The following is a 16,918-nucleotide window of genomic DNA, read 5'->3' as shown; positions in this document are numbered from 1 at the left end:
ACTCGGCGGCGGCGACGGCCGCGGCCAGCGGTGGCGAGCGCCGCGACGAGCAGCGGGAACGGGCCGACCACCAGGTCGAGGTTCGGGGGCAGCGCGCCGAGGCGTGGAACCGGTCGCGCAGCCAGAACGCCAGCGGCAGGCCGCACGCGGCGCCGAGCGGGGCGGCGACGAGCCCGACCAGCAGCGCCTCGCGGCCGATCAGCCGGCGGACCTGCCGGGGCGTGGCGGCGACCGCGCGCAGCAGCGCGATCTCCCGTTCCCGCTGCCGCACCGACAGCGCGAACGTCCCGGACACGACGAGGACGGCGACGAGCAGGGACGTCCCGCCGAGCGCGCCGCCCATGCTGATCAGGTCGATGCGGGCGTCCTCGGCCCCGAGGAACTCCACCTTGCCCCGGTCCGTCCCGGTGTGGACGTCGCGGACGTGCCGCGCACCGCGTCCCGCACGGCCCGTTCGGGCCCCCACACTCCGACGGCCGCGACCATGCCGTCCCGTCCGGCGAGGCCGCGGGCCCGCTCGGTGGAGAAGAACAGCGCCGCCTGGTGGTCGAGGGACTGCGCGGTGACGCCGACGACGCGGTAGGTCCCGTCCGTCGTGGACGAGACGCGCGCGTCCGAGCCGACGCGCAGGCCGTTCGCGCGGGCGGTCCCGGCGTCGACGACGATCTCGCCGGGCGCGGCGGGCGCGCGCCCGTCCCGGAGGGTGAAGGGGGTGAGCGCGGCCGATTCCCAGCCGTGCCCCCACGACTCGCCGTCCGGGTCGCCGATCGACGCGGGGAAGACGACCTCGGCGACCGCCTCGCGCACGCCGGGCGCGGCGGCGACCTTCTCCGCGACCGACGCGGGCAGCCAGGCGCGCTCCGCGATCGCCTTCGACTTGCGCTTCTCCTTCCCCTTCTTGTGCTCGGTCTGGTGGACGAACTGGTCGCCGGAGACGACGACCGGCGCGCCCGCGTACCGTTCCGGCTCGACCGAGCCGCGCAGGCCGGTGTCGAGCAGGACGCCGCAGGCGCAGACGAGCGCGGCGGCGCACAGCAGCGCGGCGAAGGCCCCGGCGAACCCGGCCTTGCGGTGCCGGAGCGTGGCGAGTGCGATCCCGAGCATCACTTCCACGCCCCCAGCCGGGTCAATGCGGGCGGCGACGCGGTCGCTGGTCGGGTCGTCGAGCCGGTCGACGATCCGGCCGTCCGCGAGGAACACCACCGTGTCGGCGTAGGACGCCGCGACCGGGTCGTGCGTGACGACGACGACCGTCTGCCCCATGCCGTCCACCGCCTCCCGCAGCAGGACGAGCACGTCGCGTGCCGTCATCGTGTCGAGGGCGCCGGTGGGTTCGTCGCCGAACAGCACCTCGGGCCGGGTCACCAGGGCGCGGGCGATCGCGACGCGCTGCTGCTGGCCGCCCGACAGCTCGGCGGGCCGGTGCCGGGTGCGGTCGGCGAGGCCGACCCGGTCGATCACGTCCCGCAGCCAGGCCCGGTCCGGGCGGGCGCCGGCGAGCCGCAGCGGGAGGGTGATGTTCTGCTCGACGGTCAGCGACGGCACCAGGTTGAACGCCTGGAACACGAACCCGACGCGTTTCCTGCGCAGCTCGGTCAGTTTCGTCTCGCTCATCGACGACAGTTCCGTGCCGCCGAGCCGGACGCTCCCGGACGTGGGGGTGTCGAGGCCCGCCGCGCAGTGCAGGAACGTGCTCTTGCCGGAGCCGGACGGCCCCATGATCGCGGTGAACCGGCCGCGCGGGAGCTCCGCCGTCACCTCCCGCAGCGCCGCGACGGCGCTCCCGTTCCGCCCGTAGACCTTGCTCACCGTGTCCATCCGAACCGCTGTCTCCATGCCCATAAGTCTTCTGAGCTGGGGGTTCACGGGCCAGAGACGTGCTCACCGGACACCCGTGATCTCGTCATGGGTCGAGCCGTGACATCTTCCGCCTGGTACACCTAAAGGGTGATCAAGGTGCTTCTGGCGGACGACCACCACGTCGTGCGCAGCGCCCTGTCCGCCCTGCTGAACCTGGAGCCCGACCTGACGGTGGTCGCCGAGGTCGACCGCGGCGACGAGGTGCTCCCGGCGGCGGCGCGGACCGGGCCCGACGTCGCCGTCCTCGACATCGACATGCCGGGCATGGACGGGCTGGCCGCCGCCGCGGCCCTGCACGACGCCGCGCCCGCCACCGCGACGCTCGTCCTGACCGGGCACGGCAAGCCGGGGCACCTGCGCCGGGCGCTGACCGCGCACGTGCGGGGGTTCCTGCTGAAGACGGCGCCGCCGGAGGAACTCGCGGACGGCATCCGCAAGGTCGCGGCCGGGGAACGCGTCCTCGATCCGCGGCTCGCGCTGACCGCGTGGGACCTGGCCGACAACCCGCTCACCCCGCGCGAGACGGACGTGCTGCGGGCGGCGGCGGAGGGCGCGGAGGCGACCGAGATCGCCGCGCGGCTGCACCTGTCGGCCGGGACGGTCCGCAACTACCTGACGTCGGTCGTCAGCAAGCTGAACGCGCGCAGCCGGACGGACGCGGCGCGCATAGCCCGCGAAGCGGGCTGGCTCTAGGCCGCCGTATCGATGGTCGCTTCCAGCCGGAAGCGGCCTTCGCCGTCGGCGCGCGCGCTGAGCGTTCCCTGGTGTGAGGCCAGGCGGGTCGTCAGGTTGCCCAGGCCGGAGCCGGGCGGCGTGCGGGGCGCGCGCGGGTCGAGGCCGTCGTTCTCCACGACGAGCCGCACCGCGGCGCCGTCCCGCGTCGTGGCGATGGCGCAGTTCCGGGCGGCGCTGTGGCGCAGCACGTTCGTCACCGCCTCCCGCAGGACGGTCCCCAGCACGGCCGACACCGCCGCGTCCAGGTCCCCGTGGCGCAGGTCGGTCTCGACGTCCACGCCCGCCGCCGCCAGGACGGAACGGGCGCCGCGCACCTCCCCGTCGAGGGTCAGCTCGGCGCCGCCGCCCACGGCCGCCCGCAGGTCGGACCGCGCCCGCTCCGCCATGCCGACGACCTCGGCCAGCTCCGCCCGCGCCCGCGCGGGGTCGGCGGCCGCCAGCCGCCGGGCCAGCTCGCACTTCAGCAGGATCGCGGCGAGGCTGTGCCCGAGCAGGTCGTGCAGGTCGCGGGCGGCCCGCAGCCGCTCCTGGACGGTCGCCGCCCGCGCGAGCTCCTCCCCCGCCGTGCGCAGGTCGCGCTCCAGCCGCGCCAGCTTGACCAGCCCGTACACGACGAGGCCGGACACCAGCGTGCTGATCACGTAGTTGACGGCGGCGGCCGTGCCCTGCCCGAGCAGGTGCGCGCCGGCCCCGGCGGCGGCCATCGTCAGCGCCACCGGCGGGACGCCGCGCGCAGCGGCAGCGCGACCAGCAGGACGCCCGCGAGGAGCCCGGTCACGCCCAGCCCGAGCGTCGCGGCCGGTCCGGGCCACGCCGCGCTCCAGGAGATCTGCAGCAGGGCCTTCGCGGCGAAGGCCGCGAGGACGGCCGCCAGCAGCGCGACCGACATCCGGTAGGCCGTCCGGTCCGGCGGGCGCACCGGCCGCGCGGCCGCCGTCACGGCCGCCTCGACCGTGAACCGCCCGTCCGCGCCGAGCCCGGCGGCGAACGCGCCGCCCGCCGACCGGACGCGTTCCGCAGCGGGTTCGAGCGCCTTCGCGCCCTGCGCGGCGGTCCGGACGCCGTCGTTGGACACGCGCAGCCGCACCAGCCCGCCGTCCTCGGACGTCTCGATGACGCACCGTTCCGCGCGTCCCTCGCGGACGACGTCGGTGACCGCCTCGCGCAGGACGAGCGCCAGCAGCGCCCCGGCGGGCCCGAGGGGTTCGCGGTGGCCGCCGTGCACGTCCGTCCGGACGTCCGCCGCTTCGAGCAGCGCGCGCGCCGCCGCCACCTCGGGGGCGAGGGACATGCTGCGGAAGTCGGCCGCCGCCGCGCGGGCGTCGTTCAGCGCCCGCCGGGCGACGGTGAGGACGCCGTCGATCTCCGCGGGCCGGTCGAGGGCGCGGCGGCTGCCCTCCGTCACGGCCGTCAGCCCCTCGCCGAGGCCCCGGTTCAGCTCGGCGCGATCCGCAGCCGCTCCCGCTCGACGGCCGCCATCGTGAGCGGCAGGCGCGCGGCCGCCGTGTCGTCGACGCGCTCGGCCAGCCGGACGAGCCCGTAGCCGACGAGGCCCATCAGCGTGACGGTGATCGCGCCGTCGGCGGCGGCGGACGCGCCGTCCCGTCCGGCCTCGATCGCGGCGGCGCCCGCCACCAGCGGGAGGGCCCGGACGACCGAACGGCGGTCCCGCCGGCCGTCCACGAGCGGCAGCGCGGCGGCGACGAACCCGAGGACGCCGACCGACGTCCCGGCGACGACCGCGGCGGACGCGAGGGCCGCCTGGCCGACGACCGTCCAGGGGCCGCGCCACCGCGCCGCGCCCGGCACGACCCACACCAGCCCGGCGGCGAGCACGCCGGTGATCAGCACGATCACGGCGCCGCGACGACCGGGCCGTCGGTCCGCGTCGGTGCCGCGAGTACGTACACCCCGGCGAACGCGGCCATGACGGAGCCCGCGATGAGCCGTGCCCGCGCCCCTTCGGACACCCGGAACCTCCTGATTCGCCCGCCCCGCAGCAGTCTCCCACGGTCCTCCGATTGACAGAAGCCCTCTTTTGAGAGTTACTCTCATTTTCGAGAGACATCCAACTGAGATGGAGTGTCATGGAAGTGGGATACGCCCGCCGCTGGCTCGGACTGGCGGCACTCGCGCTGAGCATGCTGGCGCTCGGCTTCGACATGACGATCCTCAACGTCGCGCTCACCACGCTGTCGGAGGAACTGGACGCGGGCACGCGCTCGCTGCAGTGGAGTCGTCGCTCCTACCTGCGCTCGTCTTCGCCGCACTGCTGCTCCCGGCGGGCCTGCTCGGCGACCGCTTCGGCCGCAAGTGGCTGCTCGTCGCCGGGCTCGCGATCTTCGGCCTCGCATCGCTCGCCGGGGCGTTCGCCGACGGGACGGGCGGGGTCATCGCCGCGCGGGCCTTCATGGGCCTCGGCGCGGCGATCGCGATGCCGCTGTCCATGTCGATGATCCCGGCGATCTTCCCGCCGGAGGAGCGCACCCGGGCCGTCGCGATCTGGTCGGCGTCCACCGCGCTCGGGCTGCCGCTCGGGCCGCTGCTCGGCGGCTGGCTGCTGGAGAACTTCTGGTGGGGCTCGATCTTCCTGATCAACGTGCCGGTGGTCGTCGTCGGCGGCCTCGCCATCGCCCTGCTGCTGCCCGAGACCCGCGACCCGGCCGCCCCGCGCGTGGACGGCGTCGGCGCGCTGCTGTCGATGGGCGGGCTCGTCGCCCTGGTGTTCGGCGTCATCGAGGCGCCGGTGCACGGCTGGGGCGCCCCGCCGGTCGTCGGCGCGTTCGTCCTCGCGGCCGTCCTGATCACCGGGTTCGCCTACTGGGAGGGGCGGGTCCGGGACCCGATGATCGACCTGCGGCTGCTGCGCGACGCCCGGTTCGGGTGGGCCCTCGTCGCGGCCGTCGCGGCGAACGTCGTGATGGGCGGCGCGCTGTTCGTCCTGCCCCAGTTCCTGGAGGCCGTCCAGGGCAACGACGCGTTCGGCACCGGGCTGCGGCTCGTCCCGCTGCTGCTCGGCCTCATGGCGGGCGGGCTCGCCACCGACCGGGTCGCGCCGCGCACCGGGCACAAACCGCTCATCGTGGCCGGGCTCGGCGTGCTCGCGGCCGGGCTCGGCTGGGGCGCGCTCACCGGCGCCGGAACCGGATACGCGGCGGTCTGGCCGTGGCTGACCGTGACGGGCCTCGGCCTCGGGCTGGCGCTGATCCCCGCCATGGACGCGCTCCTGTCCGCCCTGCCCCCGGACCAGGCCGGACGGGGATCCGGGCTGGTGCAGACGCTCCGGCAGACCGGCGCGACGCTCGGTGTCGCCGGGCTCGGCAGCCTGCTGTCGGCCGTCTACCGCGACGAGGTCCGGGCCGACGGGCTGCCGCCCGAGGCCGCCGACGCCGCCCGCGACTCGGTCGGCGGCGGCGCCGTCGCCGCCGCCGACCGGCTCGGCGACCCCGCACTGCTCGCGTCGGCCCGCGACGCCTACGCGTCCGGGATGGACGTCGTGCTGCTCGCGTGCGCGGCGGGCGCGCTCGGCACCGCCGTCCTGCTGTGGCGGTTCCTGCCGGGCGGGACGGCCGCGCCGGGTGCGGCCCCCGGCGGGGATGCCGCAGAATCGACGCATGAGCACGTCGCCTCCTGAGCATGCCGCCCAACGACTGAACGACCGGTTCGACCGGCTGCCGCTGCGGGAGCGCAAGAAGCTGAAGACCCGGAGGGCGATCCAGGAGCACGCCCTCCGGCTTTTCACCGAGCAGGGCTACGACGCGACGACCGTCGAGCAGATCGCGGCGGCGGCGGAGATCTCGCCGAGCACGTTCTTCCGCTACTTCCCCACCAAGGAAGACGTCGTGCTCACCGACGAGTACGACCCGATCATGGCGGACGTGTTCCGCCGCCAGCCCGCCGAACTGTCCCCGCTGGAGGCGTTCCGCGCCGTCATGGCCGACCTCCTTCCCGAGGTGGTCGGCGACGACGCCGCCACCCTGTACGCGCGGATGCGGCTCATCGAGGGCGTCCCCGCGCTCCGTGCCCGGATGCTCGAATCGATGAGCGCGGGCACGCACCTCGTCCTGCGGGACATCATCGCCGAACGCACCGGACGCACCGCCGACGATCCCGAGGTCCAGGCGTTCTGCTGGGCCGTCCTGGGCGTCCTGCAAGCGGCGCTGTACCACTGGCTGGACGGCGACGCCGCGTACGCGGACCTCCCGGCCCTCATCGACCGGAACCTGGAGTTCCTCGGCCGCGGCTGCCCCCTCTGACCCGCGGGCGCCGGAGGCCGGTCTCCGTCAGCCGATGCTGGCGGCGATCCCGTCGGCGACCTGCTTGGCGCGCTGCGGGTTCACCCGCACGGCGCCCTTCATGTTGTTGGTGTAGACGTTCTGGACCTGGACGACCGTGCCCCGGCGCGGCGCCGCGATCATCTTGCCGTCGCCGATGTAGAGCGCGATGTGCGAGATGTAGCCCGGGGCGGTCGGGTCGTTCGCCCAGATGAGCATGTCGCCCGGCTCGGCCTTCTCGTACGGGATGACCCATCCGGCGCGGGCCTGGTCTGCGGCGACGCGCGGCAGCGTGATGCCCGCGCGGGCGAACGCGTACTGCATGAGCCCGGAGCAGTCGTAGCCGCCCTCGGCCTCGGACTCGCCGCCCCACACGTACGGCCAGCCGCGCCGGCTCGCGGCCGCCTTGATGACCGTCCGCACCTGCTCGGCCGTCATGACCTCGCCGTTGGACTCCGGCACCGACCCGGCCGACGGCGTCTCCAGCTCGGGCGTGACCGGGACGGCCTTGCTGCCCTTCGGCAGCCCCTTCTTCAGCTTCTTGATGACGCCTTCGGCTCGGTCTTCGGGACGCTGATCAGCATCGCGTTGCCGGTGGGCACGCCGAGCTTCTGCGCGGCCTCGCGGGAGATGACGGCGTCGACCGATGCCCATCGTCGCGTACGCGCCGACGCGCATCGTCTGCTGCACCTTCTGCCCGCCGACCGGAACCTCGCTGCCGAGTTTGACGCCGCCGTCGTTGCCCATCGTGAACGAGATCGCAACGTCGCCGCCCGCGATGTTGCGCCACAGCGCGTCCGACTTCGCCGTCGGCTCGGGCGTGTAGTTGCGGAACGTGGACGGGTTCACGCCGAGCACCCCGACGCGCTCGCCCGCGACCATGCCCTCGACGCGTCGACGACCTCGACGCCCGCGACCCCCTTGGCCCCGCGGACCTTCTGCACCAGCGCCGGGGAGAGCGTGGCTGGCGCGGCGACCAGCACGTGCGGTTCGAGGCGCTTGCCGAGCGGCGCGACGGCCTGCGGCGACAGATCGGCGAAGCTGCCGGCCGCGGCGACGTAGTTCGCGCGGGCGGGCGTCACGGGCGCCGGTTCGGCGGCGGGCCCGCCCCGCACCAGCAGCACCGTGACGTTGACGCCCAGCGTCGCCGCGACCGAAACGCCGATGATCGTCGGTAGCACCCGGCGGTTCGGCTTTCGCACTGGCACGCTCCTCGTCGGTCGGGCTCCACGGCTCCGATCTGCACCCCGGGCCCGCACGGGCGGTCCGCGGTCCAGATACCCGGCCCGTCGCCGGCCACCCTCGTCCGTTCGTCCCCATCGGGTAGAACCCCGATATTGCTACCCATAGGTAACACCAAGGCAGCATGAGATCAACGCCACGTTCCCACAAAGTGGACGGTTACTTCAACAGCGACCCAGCACCTCTCATGCACGCCACGAGGTTGCCACATAACCGAGAGTAAGCACCGAAAGCGGGCCGACAAGTCCATGCAAATTTGTCTTTACATTTTAAACTAGGACAAATTGCCTAGAAGGGAAATATCAAATGTTCCCTCTGAAGGGCCACCCGAATTTCAATCCCCAACCGACAATGTGATGGTATTTTGTTGGGATGAAACTGGTCGTACAAGTTAAGTTGCTTCCCGATGTCGCCACCGAGGCCGCGTTGCGGGAGACATTGCAACTGTGCAACCAGGCCGCCGACCATGTCTCCCGCCGGGCCCATCAGTCCAATGTGAAGACCAAAGCAGCCCTCCAGCGGCTGGTCTACAGAGAAGTAAAGGGAATGGGGCTGTCCGCACAGCCCGCGATCCACTGCGTGCGCAAGGTCGCAGAAGCCTATGCCGCGTCGGCCGATGAACCGAGCACCGCACGCCACGGACGGCGCCCCCCTCGTCCCCTCAGGGCACCGGTGCGATTTCGCAAGGACGCCGCTCAGCCGTTCGACGACCGCTGCCTTTCGTGGCGGCTCGATGCGTGCACCGTGTCGATCTGGACGGTGCGGGGCCGGATGAAGAACATCCGGTTCGCGTGCTCGACCGAGCAACTGAGCCTGCTCAGGCACCATCGGCGCGGCGAGTCCGACCTGGTCTGGCGTAATGACTCGTTCTACCTCTACGCCACCTGCGAGGTCCCAGAAGCCGATGAGTACCGTCCGGACGGCTTTCTGGGTGTCGACCTGGGGATCGCCAACATCGCCACCGCTTCCGATGGCCACCGGCACTCTGGTCGTCAACTGAACCAGACCCGGCACCGCAACCGCCGACTACGCAGCAAACTCCAGAAGAAGGGCACAAAGTCTGCCAAACGTCTCCTGCGGAAACTCTCCAGCCGCGAGGCTCGCTTCGCTGCCGACACCAACCATCGCATCTCCGCCCACGTCGTGACCGAGGCTCAACGCACCTCGCGCGGAATCGCCCTCGAAGACCTCACGGGTATCCGCGAGAGGGTACGGCTACGCAAGCCCCAGCGGGTCACACTGCATTCGTGGAGCTATGCCCAACTCGGTTCATTCATCGCTTACAAGGCTAAACGTGCGGGAGTCCCGGTGGTGTATGTGGACCCACGCCACACCTCTCAGGGGTGTTCGGCATGCGGTCACGTCGACAAGAGGAACCGGCCCTCCCAAGCCGCCTTTCGATGTACGTCATGCGGCTTCGCTGAGCACGCCGACGTCAACGCAGCTCGCAACATCGCCGCACGCGGCGCCGCGAGCTGGGCAGTGAGTCACGCTGCCGACGACGCGGACTGACCCGCACTCGCCATGTGCGGGTCAGAGCTGCGAGCCCGGTCCCTTAGGGGCCTGGAAGCTGACTTGGCCGCGGAGTTCGCGTCTCAGGTCGTCCGTGGACGTCACGGGCAGCCGGCAGACGAACCCGCGGCACACGTACGCGGCCGGTGCGCCGTCCACGGGGAGGCGGCCCTCCAGGAGCGGCACCTCGTCCTGACCCGGCTCCCCCACGCTGACGACCGCGCCCGGCGCGACCGTCAGCAGCGCGGTGCGGTGCAGGGCGCGGGTGCGCGAGTCGTCCCGGTCGCCGATCACCGCGATCTCCACCGGGCCCGTCGCGTGCGCCTCCGCCACCGCCAGGCCCCAACCGGCGAACCGCGCGTGCTTCGCCGCGAGCGCCGCCGCCGGGGCCAGCGCCCGCTCCGCCGACTGCCGGTGCCAGTCCGAGCCGGTCAGCGCGCCGAACGTCAGCAGCGCGCCCGCCGCCGCGAACTGCCCGGACGGCGTCGCGTTGTCGGTCGGGTCCTGCGGGCGCCGGAACAGCCGCTCCGCGTCGTCCGCGGTGTCGTAGAAGCCGCCGTCCCCGTCGGAGAACCGCTCCAGGACGGTGTTCAGCAACTCCCCCGCGAGCCGCATCTGCCCGGGGTCCCCGGTGAGACCGAGTGGAGCGCGAGCAGCCCCTCGGCCACGTCGGCGTAGTCCTCCAGGACGCCCGCGTTCGCGCCCGCCGCGCCGCCGCGCGAGGTCCGCACGAGCCGTCCGTCCCGCTCGTGGACGTCGGTCAGCAGCGCGACGATCTCCTCCGCCGATCTGACCAGATCCGGCCGGTCGAACATCGCCCCGCACTCGGCGAGCGCCGCGACCGCCAGCCCGTTCCACGCCGCGACGACCTTGTCGTCGCGGGCCGGGGGGATCCGCCGCGACCGCGCCTGCAGCAGCGCCGTCCGGATCCGGCCGTACCGCTCGGCGTCGTCCGGGTCCGCCAGGAGCTGCAGGACGGACGTGCCGTGCTCGAACGTGCCCGTCACCTCGAACAGGCCCGCGGCGTACGCGCCGTCGTCGTCCCCGAGCACCTCCCGCAGCTGCGCGGGCGTCCACACGTAGTACTTGCCCTCGACGCCCTCGCTGTCGGCGTCCAGCGCGGACGCGAGACCGCCCTCGGGGGTGCGCAGGTCGCGCAGCATCCAGTCGCACGTCTCCAGCGCGATCCGGCGCGCGAACGGCGAGCCCGTCAGCCGCCACCAGTGCGCGTACACCCGCGCGAGCAGCGCGTTGTCGTACAGCATCTTCTCGAAGTGCGGGACGACCCACGCCGCGTCCACCGAATACCGTGCGAACCCGCCGCCGAGCTGGTCGTACAGGCCGCCGCGGGCCATCGCCTCCAGGGTGTGGCCCGCCATCGCGAGGGCCTGCGCGTCGCCCGTCCGGGCGTGGTGGCGCAGCAGGAACTCCAGCGCCATCGACGGCGGGAACTTCGGCGCCCCGCCGAACCCGCCGCGCGCCGCGTCGTAGGACCCGGCGAGCACCTGCACGGCGTGCGCGAGCCGGTCGTCGTCCGGCGCCGCGCCGTCCCCGGCGAGCCCGGAACCGCCGGACGTCAGCGCCTCCACGACCTTGCGTCCCTGCCCGACGACCTCGTCGCGCTGCTCCGTCCACGCCTTGTGGACGGCCTGCAGCAGCGACCGGAACTGCGTGCGCGGGAAATAGGTGCCGCAGTAGAACGGATGCCCGTCGGGGGTCGCGAACACCGTCATCGGCCAGCCGCCCTGGCCGGTCATGGCCTGCGTCGCCTCCATGTAGACGGCGTCGACGTCGGGCCGTTCCTCCCGGTCGACCTTGACGTTGACGAACAGTTCGTTCATCAGCCGCGCCGTCTCGTCGTCCTCGAAGGACTCGTGGGCCATCACGTGACACCAGTGGCACGCGGCGTACCCGACGGAAATGAGAATCGGCACGTTCCGCTCTCTGGCCTCGGCGAAGGCACCGTCGGACCACTCCCGCCAATCCACCGGATTGTCGGCGTGCTGCAGCAGGTACGGGCTGGTCGCGTCCTTGAGCCGGTTCATGCCCACGATCCTGCCCGATCCGGCCATGTCCTCACTCCCCGCCGAGGCCCTCCACGGCGGTTTCGACGGCGCGGTGGAACGTCGGATAGGCGTAGATCATCTCGCGCAGCGCGGTGACCTTGGCCTCGGTGTGGACGGCGACCGACAGCGCGCCGAGAATTTCCCCGCCGGACGGTCCGGCGGTGGTGGCGCCCACGAGCACGCCCCACTCGATGTTCTCGACCAGCTTGATGAACCCGTCGTTCCCCGACTTGTGGATCCACCCGCGCGGGGACTCCCGCAGATCCACGATCGACGTCCGGACCGGCAGGTTCTGGTCGCGGGCCTGCGCCTCCGTCAGCCCCACCGCGCCGATCTCCGGGTCGGTGAACGTCACCCGCGGCACCGCCCGGTACGACGCCGGGGAGCCCTCCTCGCCGAGGACGTCGCGGACCGCGATCGCCGCCTGGTACATCGACACGTGCGTGAACTGGCCCTTGCCGGTGATGTCGCCGATCGCCCACACCCCGTCGGCCGCCCGCATGTTGCCGTCCACCGGCACCGCGCGCGCGTCCTCGTCCAGTCCGACGTGGTCGAGGCCGAGCCCCTTCAGGTTGGGCCGCCGCCCGGTCGCGACGAGCAGCCGGTCGGCCACGAGGGTCTCGCCGCCCGCGTGCAGGGCGAACTCGCCGTCCCGGTGCGTGACGCGGTCGGCCTGCAGGCCCGTCCGGACGCCGATGCCCTCCCGCTCGAACACCCGGCGGAGCAGCTCGCCCGACTCCGGTTCCTCGCCCGGCAGCAGCCGCCCGGACGCCTCCACGATCGTCACCCGGGTGCCGAACCGGGAGAACACCTGCGCCAGCTCCACCCCGACGACCCCGCCGCCGAGGACGATCATCGACGCGGGCACCTCCGTGGCCTGCACCGCCTCCCGGTTCGTCCAGTACGGGGTCCCGTCGAGCCCGTCGATCGGCGGCGCCGCGGGCGACGTGCCGGTGTTGAGCAGGATGCCGCGCCGGGCCCGGAACGTCCGCCCGTCGACGGTCGCCTCCCGCGGCGCGGTGATCCGGCCGCGCCCCCGCACCAACTCGACGCCCTTGCCGGTGAGGCGGTCGGCGGCGACCGTGTCGTCCCACGAGTCGGTCGCCTCGTCGCGGTTCCGGGCCGCGACCGGCGTCCAGTCCGGCCGCACCTCGGCCTCCCCGGCCATCCCGGGGATCCGCTCGCCGTCGGCCACCAGCCCCGCGGCCCGCACCATCATCTTCGTCGGGACGCACGCGTAGTACGGGCATTCGCCGCCGACCAGCCGCGACTCGGCCGCGACGACCGACAGCCCCGCCTCGGCGAGCCGCCCCGCCGCGTCCTCGCCGCCCGGACCCAGCCCGATGACGACGACGTCTGCTTCCTCAGCCATGATCGGTTCCTGCCCACGATCCGCCGCGTCACCCCCGCGGGCGCCCCGGCTGCGCCCCGGCGGCCGTCCCGGCGGCGCGCCGCCGCGTCACGTCTTGCGGCGCGGCGGCATCGAGACCCGGTCGAGGTCGTGCACGAGGGCGATCTCCCCGTCGAACACGGCCGCCGCCTCGTCCCGGAACCGGTGCTCCTCGTCGGCCCGGTACCGCTCGGAGAAGTGGGTGAGCACGAGGGTCCGCACGCCCGCGTCCGCCGCGGCCTTGCCCGCCTGCGCCGCCGTCAGGTGCCCGTACTCGGCGGCGAGCCCCGCGTCCGCGTCCAGGAACGTCGACTCGATGACGAGCATGTCGACGCCCTCGGCCAGCTCGCCGACCCCGTCGCACATCCGGGTGTCCATCACGAACGCGACCTTCTGCCCCGGACGCCGCACGCTGCACTCGTCGAGCGTCACCGTCGTCCCGTCCGCCCCGGTCACGTGCCCGTCCGCCTGCAGCCGCCGCACGTCCGGGCCCCGGACGCCGCGCGCGGCGAGCCGCTCGGGGAGCATCGTCACCCCGTCGGGTTCCGCCAGCCGGTAGCCGTACGCCTCGACGGGGTGCGACAGCCGCCGCGCGACGAGCGTGAACGGCGCGTCCCCGGTGTCGAGGACGGCCCGGTCGCCCGCCACCGGCCGTTCGCGGATCACGTCGGTGTCCCGGAAGACGGACGCGTGCCGCAGCCGCTCCCAGTACCGTGCGCCGCTCGCCGGGAACGCCGCGTCCACCGGATGCTCGACGCCGTCGCGCGCGATGCGCTGCACCACGCCGGGCACCCCGAGGCAGTGGTCGCCGTGGAAGTGCGTCACGCAGATCCACGTGACGTCGTGCGCCGACAGCCCGGCGCGCGTCATCTGCCGCTGCGTGCCCTCACCGGGGTCGAACAGCAGGCCATGGCCGTCCCATCGCAGCAGGTAGCCGTTGTGGTTGCGGGTCTTGGTGGGCACGGCGCTGGCGGACCCCAGCACGGTCAGATCGCGGGCGGACATCTACCCATGGTGCCGGTCCGCACCGCCCGTAAGCACCCGGTTATCCTGGCCGCCCGTCGACGAGAGGGAGCCCCCACAATGGCCGGTGGCAAGCGCGACAAGATCAAGATGACGCCGGACGAGACCGCGTCCTACCTCGCGGACAACTTCAAGGTGCAGGTCGCCACCATCAACAAGGACGGCAGCCCGCACCTGGTCACGATGTTCTACGCGCTCCTCGACGGCAAGATCGCCTTCACGACGTACAAGTCGTCCCAGAAGGTGGTGAACCTGCGCCGCAACCCCGCCATGACGTGCCTCGTCGAGGACGGCGTCGAGTACAACGAGCTGCGCGGCGCGCAGCTTGCCGGGCGCGGCCTCGTCATCGAGGACCGCGCGGAGCTGATGAAGGTCGGCCGCGTCGTCGGCTCCCGGATGGCGGGCCTGCCCGTCCCGGCCGTCGGCGAACCCATCGACCCCGCGATGGAGGCCGGCATCGAGCAGGCGATGTCCAAGCGCGTCCTCGTGGTGATGGACCCGACCGAGATCGTCAGCTGGGACCACGGGAAGCACTGACGTCCTCGCCGCCCCCGGTCCGGGCGCGCAGTTCGGCTTCGGCTTCCAGCGCCGTGGTCTCGGCGGTCCGGTCGCCGCGCTGCCGGGCGGCTTCGGCCAGGTGCGCGTACGCGTCGGCCTGCAGGTCGGGGGCGTCCAGTGCCCGCATGGCCTCCAGGGCCTGGCCGAAGAAGTTCACCGCGGCGACCGGGCGGCGGGCGCGCAGGTACGCCTCGCCGAGGCCGAGCAGCGCGCGGCCCCGCCCGTACTCGTCCGGTTCGGGGAGGGCCGCGAACTCCTCGGGCAGCGGCCCGAGGAGTTCCATCGCGCGGTCGAGGTCCCCGGCGGCGGTCAGTGCGCGGCCGAGGTCGTATCGGGCCAGCAGGACGGCGCGGTGACCGCCGTCGCGGTCGGCGTCGCGCTCGGCGTTCCGCAGGGCCTCTTCGAGGGTCTCGACGGCCTCGGCGCGGCGTTCGCGTTCGAGCAGCGCGAGGCCCTGCTCCGCGAGGCCGGTGCCGGGCGCGCCGGTCAGGTAGTGGTCGAGGACGCGGCGGAGCGCGGCGTCCCGCTCGTCCGGATCGTCCGTCGTCTCGGCGAGTTCGGCGGCCCGCACCCGGACGGGCCCGGGCAGCGTGAACCGGCCGCCGCCCGCGTCGTCGGCGAGGCCCCGGTCGGCGAGCGTCCGGAGCCGTTCGAGCGTCTCGTCCTCGGGCCGGTCGACCAGGACGGCCGCGGCGGGCAGCCCGATGCCGTCGGCGGGCTGCAGGGCGAGCAGCCGCAGCAGCCGGGCGGCCGCCGGGTCCAGCGCCCGGTAGGAGTCGTCGAAGTTCGCGCGCACGTCGAGGGTCCTCCCCGGACGCGCCGCACTCCAACCCGTCCGCTACTCGGCGGGCTTCGTGCCCCCGGCGGCGGCCCGGGCGGCCTGGCGTCGCTCCCACGCCTCCTGCTTGAGGTCGGCCTCACGGGGCGCGTTGATCTTGCGAAGCCGCTTGTTCATCGACCGGATGAGGAAGAACAGCGCCACGAAGAACGCGAGGAAGACCGCGAAGCCGAGCAGACCCGGGGAGACCGTGGTGTCGTTCAGGGGGTAATCATCGGCGAGGACTGGAAGCACTACAGACACACCTTCTCCCGGATACCGGCGAACAGGTCGTCCTCCGGCAGCTCGGTGTCGACCAAGGACCTGGCCAAATGGTAGTCCTCGGTCGGCCATGCCTCGCGCTGGACGTCCAGCGGGACGACGAACCAGAACCCGTTCGGGTCGATCTGGGTGGCGTGCGCGAGCAGCGCCTTGTCGCGCGTCTCGAAGTGGTCGGCGCACGGCACGCGGGTCGTGACGTCCCACAGCTGCGGGCGCTCGTCGAACCGTTCCGTCCAGTCGTGGTACGGGGATTCGAGCCCGGCGTCGAGCATCGCCGTGTGCAGGGCGACGATCCGCTCCTTGTTGAACGTCATGTGGTAGTAGAGCTTGAGCGGCTGCCACGGCTCGCCCTCGCCCGGGTACCGGTCGGGGTCGCCGGCGGCGTCGAACGCCTCCGCCGACACCTCGTAGGTCTTGACGTGGTCGGGGTGCGGGTAGCCGCCCTTCTCGTCGTAGGTCAGCATCACGTGCGGCCGGAACTCGCGGACGGCCCGGACGAGCGGCGCCGTGGCCGTCTCCAGCGGTTCGAGCGCGAAACACCCCTCGGGCAGGGGCGGCAGCGGGTCGCCCTCGGGGAAGCCCGAGTCGACGAACCCGAGCCAGCGCTGCTGCACGCCGAGGATCTCGCGCGCCCGCGCCATCTCCTCGTTGCGGACCCGCCCGATGTCGGCCTTGACCTCCGGCCGGTCCATCGCGGGGTTGAGGATGTCGCCGCGCTCGCCCCCCGTGCAGGTCACCACCAGCACCTCGACGCCCTCGGCGACGTAGCGCGCCATCGTCGCCGCACCCTTGCTGGACTCGTCGTCGGGATGGGCGTGCACCGCCATCAGCCGCAGCGGCTCGTTCCCACCGGACGGGCAGGCGAGCGTCGTACCGTCGATGACCTCGGACACCTGGGGTTCTCCCTCTCAGCGAACACGACACGCCGTGAAGGCGGACCCCGGTTCGGAGCACGCGCCACGACAGACGAGAATTGTCCCTGACAACGTCGCACCCCGCACGGAGATTCCCGCCTTGGCCTCCTCCCCCGCTTAGGGGCGGGAGATTCCACGGGTCGCCCCGTGGGTTTCCTGCTTCGTCGCCGACCGCCCCGTCCGGGAGGACTCCCGTTGAGGTCTCACACCGGCTCCACAGGCCGACACCGCCAGCCCGGCGGCCA

17 protein-coding genes and 1 pseudogene are annotated in these 16,918 nt (G+C 73.2%); 5 read left to right on the top strand and 13 right to left on the bottom strand.

What is annotated here, in order from left to right:
- Both BJF79_RS53125 and BJF79_RS65480 read right to left on the bottom strand, forming a co-directional pair.
- On the bottom strand, nucleotides 1-388 hold a 388-nt coding region (locus BJF79_RS53125; protein ID WP_143219872.1), incomplete at its 3' end, for an ABC transporter permease.
- The gene (locus BJF79_RS65480; protein ID WP_316043332.1) at nucleotides 349-1,818 is read right to left on the bottom strand and encodes an ABC transporter ATP-binding protein; all 1,470 of its coding nucleotides are present in this window, start codon (nucleotides 1,816-1,818) and stop codon (nucleotides 349-351) included. The genes BJF79_RS65480 and BJF79_RS53125, both read right to left, overlap by 40 nt.
- A 129-nt stretch (nucleotides 1,819-1,947) precedes the next feature.
- On the opposite strand from BJF79_RS65480, the gene BJF79_RS12540 reads away from it, so the two are divergent.
- A complete protein-coding gene (locus BJF79_RS12540) occupies nucleotides 1,948-2,553 on the top strand; it encodes a response regulator (RefSeq protein ID WP_075897250.1) in 606 nt (201 codons plus the stop codon).
- Here the strand turns inward: BJF79_RS12540 and BJF79_RS59610 are convergent.
- From BJF79_RS59610 to BJF79_RS59600, 3 genes are read right to left on the bottom strand one after another with little or no spacing between them, the layout of a single operon-like run.
- Nucleotides 2,550-3,311, bottom strand: coding sequence for a sensor histidine kinase (locus BJF79_RS59610; RefSeq protein WP_262401927.1), 762 nt, complete (start codon nucleotides 3,309-3,311; stop codon nucleotides 2,550-2,552). The genes BJF79_RS12540 and BJF79_RS59610 overlap by 4 nt on opposite strands.
- The gene (locus BJF79_RS59605) at nucleotides 3,302-4,000 is read right to left on the bottom strand and encodes a hypothetical protein (RefSeq protein ID WP_262401926.1); all 699 of its coding nucleotides are present in this window, start codon (nucleotides 3,998-4,000) and stop codon (nucleotides 3,302-3,304) included. Before BJF79_RS59605 ends, BJF79_RS59610 begins: the two co-directional genes overlap by 10 nt.
- A 29-nt stretch (nucleotides 4,001-4,029) precedes the next feature.
- The gene (locus tag BJF79_RS59600; RefSeq protein ID WP_262401925.1) at nucleotides 4,030-4,452 is read right to left on the bottom strand and encodes a hypothetical protein; all 423 of its coding nucleotides are present in this window, start codon (nucleotides 4,450-4,452) and stop codon (nucleotides 4,030-4,032) included.
- A 373-nt stretch (nucleotides 4,453-4,825) separates the two neighbouring features.
- On the opposite strand from BJF79_RS59600, the gene BJF79_RS12530 reads away from it, so the two are divergent.
- Nucleotides 4,826-6,229, top strand: a complete 1,404-nt coding sequence (locus tag BJF79_RS12530) for an MFS transporter (protein WP_262401924.1) — start codon at nucleotides 4,826-4,828, stop codon at nucleotides 6,227-6,229.
- The gene (locus tag BJF79_RS12525) at nucleotides 6,210-6,851 is read left to right on the top strand and encodes a TetR family transcriptional regulator (protein WP_083733373.1); all 642 of its coding nucleotides are present in this window, start codon (nucleotides 6,210-6,212) and stop codon (nucleotides 6,849-6,851) included. Before BJF79_RS12530 ends, BJF79_RS12525 begins: the two co-directional genes overlap by 20 nt.
- Before the next feature lie 27 nt (nucleotides 6,852-6,878).
- Here the strand turns inward: BJF79_RS12525 and BJF79_RS12520 are convergent, their stop codons facing one another.
- On the bottom strand, nucleotides 6,879-7,751 hold the full coding sequence (locus tag BJF79_RS12520; RefSeq protein ID WP_262401923.1) for a C40 family peptidase: 873 nt from the start codon (nucleotides 7,749-7,751) through the stop codon (nucleotides 6,879-6,881).
- Nucleotides 7,715-8,071: a hypothetical protein gene (locus BJF79_RS59595; RefSeq protein ID WP_262401922.1), complete on the bottom strand. Its 357-nt coding sequence runs from the start codon at nucleotides 8,069-8,071 to the stop codon at nucleotides 7,715-7,717. The genes BJF79_RS12520 and BJF79_RS59595 overlap by 37 nt, the downstream gene beginning before the upstream one ends.
- A 412-nt stretch (nucleotides 8,072-8,483) precedes the next feature.
- Here BJF79_RS59595 and BJF79_RS12515 point away from each other — a divergent pair, with 412 nt between their 5' ends.
- Nucleotides 8,484-9,623, top strand: a complete 1,140-nt coding sequence (locus BJF79_RS12515; RefSeq protein WP_075897248.1) for an RNA-guided endonuclease InsQ/TnpB family protein — start codon at nucleotides 8,484-8,486, stop codon at nucleotides 9,621-9,623.
- A 21-nt stretch (nucleotides 9,624-9,644) separates the two neighbouring features.
- Here BJF79_RS12515 and BJF79_RS12510 read toward each other — a convergent pair.
- The 3 genes and pseudogenes from BJF79_RS12510 to BJF79_RS12500 all read right to left on the bottom strand — a co-directional run bounded on the left by BJF79_RS12510 (nucleotide 9,645) and on the right by BJF79_RS12500 (nucleotide 14,084).
- Nucleotides 9,645-11,668 (bottom strand): annotated as a pseudogene (locus BJF79_RS12510) (thioredoxin domain-containing protein).
- Between the two features lie 31 nt (nucleotides 11,669-11,699).
- Nucleotides 11,700-13,061 (bottom strand): dihydrolipoyl dehydrogenase family protein, encoded by a 1,362-nt coding sequence (locus BJF79_RS12505; RefSeq protein ID WP_075897246.1) that lies wholly within the window; start codon nucleotides 13,059-13,061, stop codon nucleotides 11,700-11,702.
- Between the two features lie 87 nt (nucleotides 13,062-13,148).
- Complete coding sequence (locus BJF79_RS12500) at nucleotides 13,149-14,084, bottom strand: ribonuclease Z (RefSeq protein ID WP_075897244.1); 936 nt, start codon at nucleotides 14,082-14,084, stop codon at nucleotides 13,149-13,151.
- A 78-nt stretch (nucleotides 14,085-14,162) separates the two neighbouring features.
- On the opposite strand from BJF79_RS12500, the gene BJF79_RS12495 reads away from it, so the two are divergent.
- The gene (locus tag BJF79_RS12495) at nucleotides 14,163-14,639 is read left to right on the top strand and encodes a pyridoxamine 5'-phosphate oxidase family protein (RefSeq protein WP_075897242.1); all 477 of its coding nucleotides are present in this window, start codon (nucleotides 14,163-14,165) and stop codon (nucleotides 14,637-14,639) included.
- Here BJF79_RS12495 and BJF79_RS12490 read toward each other — a convergent pair.
- The 3 genes from BJF79_RS12490 to mca are packed head-to-tail and all read right to left on the bottom strand — an operon-like array spanning nucleotide 14,614 to nucleotide 16,586.
- The gene (locus BJF79_RS12490; RefSeq protein ID WP_075897240.1) at nucleotides 14,614-15,456 is read right to left on the bottom strand and encodes a tetratricopeptide repeat protein; all 843 of its coding nucleotides are present in this window, start codon (nucleotides 15,454-15,456) and stop codon (nucleotides 14,614-14,616) included. The two genes, BJF79_RS12495 and BJF79_RS12490, sit on opposite strands and share 26 nt — an antisense overlap.
- Before the next feature lie 42 nt (nucleotides 15,457-15,498).
- Entirely contained in the window at nucleotides 15,499-15,732 is a 234-nt protein-coding gene (locus BJF79_RS12485) for a hypothetical protein (protein WP_075897238.1), read from the bottom strand.
- Nucleotides 15,732-16,586 (bottom strand): mycothiol conjugate amidase Mca, encoded by an 855-nt coding sequence (mca, locus tag BJF79_RS12480; protein ID WP_075897254.1) that lies wholly within the window; start codon nucleotides 16,584-16,586, stop codon nucleotides 15,732-15,734. The genes BJF79_RS12485 and mca overlap by 1 nt, the downstream gene beginning before the upstream one ends.
- Between the last annotated feature and the right edge of the window lie 332 nt (nucleotides 16,587-16,918).

This window comes from Actinomadura sp. CNU-125, from assembly GCF_001942465.1.
Classification (GTDB): domain Bacteria; phylum Actinomycetota; class Actinomycetes; order Streptosporangiales; family Streptosporangiaceae; genus Spirillospora.
This window is presented reverse-complemented; position numbering and strand designations above follow the sequence as displayed.